Genomic DNA, 252 nt, shown 5'->3' with positions numbered 1-252 from the left:
GGGCTGGCGCGCGCGGCTCGCGCATGACGCGGCAGCGACCCCGCGGGAGGACGCGCGATGAACGGCAACGCGATCGCGCTTCATGGCGTCGTGCAGCGCTTCGGCGCGCAGACGGTGCTCGACGGTGTGGATTTGAGCATCGCGGCCGGCGAGCGTCACGCGCTGATCGGGCCGAACGGCGCAGGCAAGTCGACGTTGTTCGGCGTGATCGCCGGGGCGACGCGGCCGACGCGCGGGCGTGTCGTGCTGCAC

Annotated in this window: 1 protein-coding gene; it reads left to right on the top strand. The window is 73.4% G+C overall.

What is annotated here, in order from left to right; all coding sequences use genetic code 11:
* Positions 1 to 57 precede the first annotated feature (57 nt).
* Positions 58 to 252 (top strand): ATP-binding cassette domain-containing protein (locus AAEY75_RS16280; protein ID WP_352260189.1); only part of this gene is annotated, 195 nt, incomplete at its 3' end.

The organism is Psychrobacter sp. TB55-MNA-CIBAN-0194 (genome assembly GCF_040309505.1).
In the GTDB taxonomy this organism is placed as follows: domain Bacteria; phylum Pseudomonadota; class Gammaproteobacteria; order Pseudomonadales; family Moraxellaceae; genus Psychrobacter; species Psychrobacter fozii.
Note: the sequence above shows the minus strand (reverse complement) of the source record. Positions and strands in the feature narration are given on the sequence as shown.